We start from the raw sequence: 5,954 nt of genomic DNA, 5'->3' as shown, positions 1-5,954 counted from the left end.
CGGGCCAGTGCTCAACCAGGGGCCTCACCAGGTCGATATCGTGCGGCAGATAGTCGGCGGTGTGGCCAGAACAGTGCGTGCGTCGACAATATGGGACGACGTCCGGAAATGCGTCGGGGGATACACCTGTCATCTCGGATTCGAATCAGGAGNTTCCGCNACGCTCGTCTATGACGCGNGNGCTTTCTTCGACGTCGCGGAGTTGCACTCGTGGGTGGCAGANGACGGCGGCCGCCGCAGTCCCCAAGCCAACCAGCGTGTAGCCAGCAACTTCGCTGCGCTCAGTCAGAACCCTGACCACCTTGAAGTAGCACTGGAAGCNCAGAAGGAGCAGGGCCGCTACGGTGCTGCGACGNCNACCGAAGAATCACAGGANCTGTGGGGGTACTCCGCCCCCGGAGAGATCATCCACCACCCCTACTTCGGCCTNACNGTGGTCAGCTGCCAACACGGCGCNATCAGGCAGTCGCCCGACGGGCTGGTGGTGTACGGGCAGAACGGATTNCAGGAAATACCGGTCGCGCGCACCATGCGGGGCAGGGCCGCAGAGTTGGCTGAACTACATCGGGCGATCACTGAGGACCGCCCNGTTCAGCACGACGGNCGCTGGGGGCGCGCGACGCTAGAAGTATGTTTCGCCATCCTGCAGTCGGCCTACGAAGATCGCGAAGTCGTTCTCTCCCACCAGGTATCGCTGTGACTTCAGATGAGGAGAAATCGTGGGTGAGATTGTAGCCGGTTACGCGTCGTCGCATGCCTTCACTTTCATCCCGCCTCCCAGGTGGGAAGGCTTCCGCATAAAGAACAGGCANANNTACACATTGCGACGCGGTAAGACCCCACCTCGCCTGAGGAAAGACGAAGAACCATTCGACGACGCTGCGGCGCGTTACGCGCACATCGAGAACGGGCTTCAAAGGCTGCGTGACAGCATCAGACAAGACCGACTGGATTGCCTGATCATCATCGGTGATGACCANAACGAGAACTTCGACGGTTCGGCACTGCCCCAGATAGCCATCCACACCGGAGAGGGGTTCACNGTGTCTGACCGCTTCTTGCCAGACGCGCGGTTTTGGAAAAGTTCGCCCGACCTCAGTAAGGACTTGAGTGAGCACACCGTCGAGGCCGGGTTCGACGTCGCCTCTGACCGCTTCTTGCCAGACGCGCGGTTTTGGAAAAGTTCGCCCGACCTCAGTAAGGACTTGAGTGAGCACACCGTCGAGGCCGGGTTCGACGTCGCCGCAGTCACCGATTTTCGTGAGACCACCTTGCACTCACACGCCCATGGCGAGATTGTGGCCAATATCCTTGGAGACCACCCAATCCCGGTGGTGTTGGTGTTCCTCAATGCCGTTCACGTGCCGTCGTTGTCGCCCAAACGGTGCTTCGCGCTGGGCCGCGCGATTGCCGACGCCGTGCGGTCACGCCGCCCCGCAGGCGAGCGGATAGGTCTCTACGCCTCCGGTGGGCTCTCACACTTCACTGCCGGCTATCCATGGGCTGCCTACCATGGGCTACACGCCCACGGCTCCATCGACGACGAGTTCGATCGCCGCACTCTGGAGCTTCTTTCCTCCGGAAAGGGTTTTGAGCTGAGTAACCTGACCAGCGAGGACCTGCTCAACAGTGGCAACATCGAGCTGAGATCATGGATATGTGCCGTCGGCGCCGTCGGCGGCAACACCCCGTGGGCCAGCGTCTATGAGCCCATCCCCCGCGCCCTGATGGGAATGGCCGTCGCGTGGACTAATAGTGACCCGGACGATGTATCCTCTCAGGGTTGAAACACGCACTCCCCACGGCGAATTGAAGCGGGGCGCAGATGTGCTGACATGGCGGGGTCACTCATTCGCCGCCCGATCGCTCGGCGGACGCTTGTTCAGGTGGCGCGTCGCTGCCTACGGCGATCGATTCATCGACGAAACCAGAAGCCAGAATGGCCTTCAGGAGACGACCCACACCGACATTGGCACCCACACGATGTTGCTGGCGGCTTATCGGCAAGTCGCCGACGATCTTACCCGTTGACTCGACGGCACATGAACCATAATCTCTGTATAACAGAGTTGATTTCTACCAAAAGATGCCCGGGCGCTTGAGTCCCGGCACTGGATCGCTGTGCAGCCGGTGATCGCTTCGTAGTGCGGTGTTGGGTAATGAGCGCCGATGATTCCTGCACTGGCGTCGCCACCAGGTTCATCCTGGCGCCGCTTCAGCTTCGTTGCCCCCCGGCAACCGCCGCCCAACGGAGACGGACGAGACGGAAGTGAGACCGATGGTAATAATCGTGCCCGGCAGCGCTCATCGCGCTTTGCGCGGAGCATCTGCGGACGTCGTTATCGCCTCCACGGAGTGCGCCGATACCGAAACCCTGAGCTGCCGATGAGCTCCACCACTTCGGGGACGGGATTCGACCCTGAACGACAGGCGATCGCGCTTGCTTGCCGCGTCCTCGCGGCGCGCGACTTGGCGCCAGGCATCCTCGGCCACATCAGCCTGCGCGTCGACGGGGATCGGCTGCTGATCCGATGCCGCGGTCCCCGGGAGCGCGGGCTAGCGTTCACCACCGCAGAGGACATCCGTTTGGTCACGTTGGACGGCACCGAGGGTGCCGCGGGAGAATTCGATGACGGTTACCAGCCCCCGAACGAGTTGCCGCTGCACACCGAGGTGCTTCGCGCCCGAGGCGATGTCAATGCTGTGGTGCATGCGCATCCCGCAGCGGTAGTTGCCGCCGATCTCGCCGGTCTGGCTGTCCGACCGATCGTCGGAGCGTTCGACATCCCTGGTTTTCGGCTTGCCGCGGGTGGCGTGCCCGTGTATCCGCGGGGAGTGTTGTTGCGGAATCGGCAACTCGCCCAGGAAATGGTTGCTGCCATGGGCGATCGACCGGTGGTTATTCTCCGCGCGCACGGGCTCACTAGCGTTGCCGAAACTGTCGAGCGGGCGGTGATACAGGCGATCAGCGTCGACACCATCTCGCGTTTGTCGCTTCAGATCGCTTCTGCGGGTGGCGCTCTGGCTGAACTGACAGACGATGACGCTGCAGAGCTTCCAGATCTCGGTAACGCACTAAACGACACCATCGCATGGCGTCATGAGCTGGGGCGCCTGGAAAACCATCGGTCCTAGAGAGTTCTGCGGGACAACTGGCGCGGCCATGCTGGCCGAGCTGATGGCGGAGGTAACGCTGGTGCCGATATCGCGGTGCGACGGTAAGGAGTCAGGCAACTCGGCTATGGCCTGGTCTGGCCTGCGGCGGCCTGCGATAACGAGCTGCGGATCGCCTTTTGCGTGTCGGTCGGATATGCCTCCAAACAATCGATGAGTTCATCCAGTCGTGCAAGCAACTGCTGTCTGTGCCGCGGTTTGATACCGGCAAATACTGTCTGCAGGAAGTCGTAGTGACCGGGCAGAAACTCGGTCAAGAACTGATTGCCCTTCTTCGATATGGTGACCACCACCGAACGGCGATCGCGGGGATTTACCTTGCGTGTGACAAAGCCTGCCTTGGTCAGGCTGTCGACGACACTCGTCAGGCTGGCTTGGCGTACGGAAATAGAGTCCGCTAGTGCGCCCATCGTGATCGGCCTCTCGGCCCGCTTGAGGACGGTGAGGACGTTGAACTGGCTCATCGAAAGGTCGACCGGGGCCAACTCCTCGGCGGCGACCCGACCGAACGCCGTTACGGCACGGTAGAGCGCGAGCGGAAGCGCCAGCGACAAGGGGTCGTAATCCGGTCCGGCTTCGCGGGTCTTGGCCGCGACCTGTGCGGCCATCGTCAACTTCTCGGTACTCATGAGTCCCTTAGCTGTTTGAGTCGCCGGCTGAGCGGGCAGCTTTACCGATGGTGATCGTACCGGCAGATGAACGGTTGTCTTACTTTCCGCATGTGAACATTCTGCCGCCTATAAATCACTGTCAATACAGCGTGACGGGGGTCGCACTCAAGACGTAGGGGTTCACTTCGGAGGCATCGACCGGATTCGCTGAAGAAGTTCTGTGCTTTCGGGGTAGGCACGGTATACAGCGTGACGGGGGTCGCACTCAAGACGTAGGGGTTCACTTCGGAGGCATCGACCGGATTCGCTGAAGAAGTTCTGTGCTTTCGGGGTAGGCACGGTCGCGAAACTCCGAGGCCGCAACACTTTGGAAGAAGTCCACGACGGGCTCAAGCGTCCTGCTGCGGATACCGGCGTTCGTCGCCATACTTTCCGCCAGCGCGGAGTCTTTCGTAATGGTGCTAGCGGGGGCGCGGTTCCTAACTGACTCGGTGTCGTGGCGGAAGTACGCCGCCGCCGTNNTGAGACCCGAGTCCCCCCCGCTGCACTCCGCGATCGCGTCGGCTACCTCGCCGGCATTCAATCCCATCGCCTCAGCGATTAAGAGGGCTTCCGCCGAAGCGAGATACCAGCTGTACTTGACNTGCTGGTTGAGAAGCTTGGTGGCATATCCCGCACCTCGATGGCCGCAGTACACCAAGGTGCGCGACACGGCGGCGAGGACATCGGCATCAGGGCCGAGCACCCCGNTTGGCCCTCCGACCAGAACGGTCATGTTCGGCGCCTTTCGGCTGACGGGGCAGTCCACAAANCGCCTACCGGTCGCGTCGTAGGCCTGACCGATGATCGCTGCAACCTCGGGATTACAGGTCGACATATCCAGCAGGGCGGCCCCGTCGGCAAGGCCGGCCAGGACACCTCGCTCCGACCCGAGCGCCACCTCCAGCACCTGACTCGGCCCCGGTAGGAACGTCAAAACGACATCACATGCGCCGGCCAACTCACGCGCGTCCGCAGCAGCCTCGGCGCCTAGCTCCACAAGTGGGCGTAACACGTCGGGCCGAATGTCGAAACAAACCACCGAATGGTCCGTCGCGAGAAGCGACGCCGCCAGNGCGGAACCCATGNCGCCCAGACCGATCACGCCGACCCGCCTCATGACAGCAGCCGGCCCAACGCCACCTTCTGCGCCGGCTGTCAACACTTTTGGCATACCACGGCGCCGTGTGCGTGCTGAGAAATCAAAATGACGGCTATTGCAATGCCGGATCGGCGAATTCGACCCTGTTTCGCTTCGCGGCCTCGATGAGGGCTCTCACGTCGCCGGGGCCGTTGGACGCGGCATCCACNTCNGAGAAGAAATCCAGCGCGCCGCCCGGGGTAGACGAAGTCGTGATCCACCGGGCGCCGTCAGAGAGAACGCGATAGGCGTGCACGACGCCAGCCGGGACTCGAATCGCCTCACCCACCTGCAGGGTCGTTTCTTCGCCGCCGCGGCTTACCCAGAGTTCGCCCTCCAGCACGACATAGCTTTCATCCCAGGGATGCTGGTGCGGAGGCGGTCCAGATGATTCAGGTGCGCGCACCTCGAACATCTGGTAGCCGTCGCCGATCAGAAGCGGGCGCATTTCCTCTGTCATCACTTTCAGGGCGGTCACATCGTCGGCACATCGCTGTGGTTCGAGGAACGTAGACATTCCAGAGGCCCCCTTCTTGGTCGTCCGGCGCGAAAGGATATTTAGGGAACGCTATATTCTTAACCCCTGATGGTCAAGGGTCAAAGATTGGGAGGCATTTTCACAGGATGATCGAGAGGTTCTTGGCAAGCAGCACCGCCTGGTCCAGGAGTAGCCGGCGACGACACAGTTGCCAATCGCCAGCCACACTGCGCCGCAANCGGTCCCTGCGGCGGCCGACCAGAAAATCCGTTTCATCGGTGACCCGATTCCGGTACACCAGGAAGCGGCAGCTCACCTCGACTTCCGCGTCTTCTACCGCCTCGATACGCACGTTGGTGACTAGGTGTGACACTCGCGAGACGGGTTCTTCCGCCCAGTGCAGTCCCGTCATCAACTGCTCCACCCGCGAAGTGACCGTCTCCTTCCCCTCGTCGAACCAGCAGATGTCGCTACCTTGCTGAGTCTGTTCCAGCTGCGCGAGGTCGTCGTA

The 5,954-nt window shown here is 61.7% G+C and carries 6 protein-coding genes; 2 read left to right on the top strand and 4 right to left on the bottom strand.

All coding sequences use genetic code 11. The features are described from left to right. The first annotated feature begins 719 nt into the window (after window positions 1-719). Together H7J06_RS32540 and phtC are read left to right on the top strand one after the other, a co-directional pair. Complete coding sequence (locus H7J06_RS32540; RefSeq protein WP_264044069.1) at window positions 720-1,787, top strand: DODA-type extradiol aromatic ring-opening family dioxygenase; 1,068 nt, start codon at window positions 720-722, stop codon at window positions 1,785-1,787. 598 nt (window positions 1,788-2,385) lie between these two features. After that, window positions 2,386-3,135, top strand: a complete 750-nt coding sequence (gene phtC / locus H7J06_RS32030) for a 3,4-dihydroxyphthalate decarboxylase (RefSeq protein ID WP_011767986.1) — start codon at window positions 2,386-2,388, stop codon at window positions 3,133-3,135. Window positions 3,136-3,239: 104 nt separating this feature from the next. On the opposite strand, the gene H7J06_RS32025 is transcribed toward phtC, so the two are convergent. The 4 genes from H7J06_RS32025 to H7J06_RS32010 form a co-directional block, all read right to left on the bottom strand. Continuing rightward, window positions 3,240-3,803 (bottom strand): MarR family winged helix-turn-helix transcriptional regulator, encoded by a 564-nt coding sequence (locus H7J06_RS32025; protein WP_264044066.1) that lies wholly within the window; start codon window positions 3,801-3,803, stop codon window positions 3,240-3,242. A gap of 262 nt (window positions 3,804-4,065) precedes the next feature. Next, window positions 4,066-4,944, bottom strand: a complete 879-nt coding sequence (locus H7J06_RS32020; protein ID WP_264044064.1) for an NAD(P)-dependent oxidoreductase — start codon at window positions 4,942-4,944, stop codon at window positions 4,066-4,068. Window positions 4,945-5,038: 94 nt separating this feature from the next. Next, window positions 5,039-5,380 (bottom strand): cupin domain-containing protein, encoded by a 342-nt coding sequence (locus tag H7J06_RS32015; RefSeq protein WP_443678428.1) that lies wholly within the window; start codon window positions 5,378-5,380, stop codon window positions 5,039-5,041. Between the two features lie 202 nt (window positions 5,381-5,582). Next, entirely contained in the window at window positions 5,583-5,936 is a 354-nt protein-coding gene (locus H7J06_RS32010) for a 3-phenylpropionate/cinnamic acid dioxygenase subunit beta (RefSeq protein WP_443678427.1), read from the bottom strand. Window positions 5,937-5,954: the final 18 nt, after the last annotated feature.

It is taken from the genome of Mycolicibacterium hodleri, assembly GCF_025822245.1.
In the GTDB taxonomy this organism is placed as follows: domain Bacteria; phylum Actinomycetota; class Actinomycetes; order Mycobacteriales; family Mycobacteriaceae; genus Mycobacterium; species Mycobacterium hodleri.
Note: the sequence above shows the minus strand (reverse complement) of the source record. Positions and strands in the feature narration are given on the sequence as shown.

Coding starts and splice junctions, on each gene's coding strand:
- phtC (WP_011767986.1), top strand. CDS start 2,386: ATGAGCTCCACCACTTCGGGGACGGGATTCGACCCTGAACGACAGGCG.
- H7J06_RS32025 (WP_264044066.1), bottom strand. CDS start 3,803: ATGAGTACCGAGAAGTTGACGATGGCCGCACAGGTCGCGGCCAAGACC.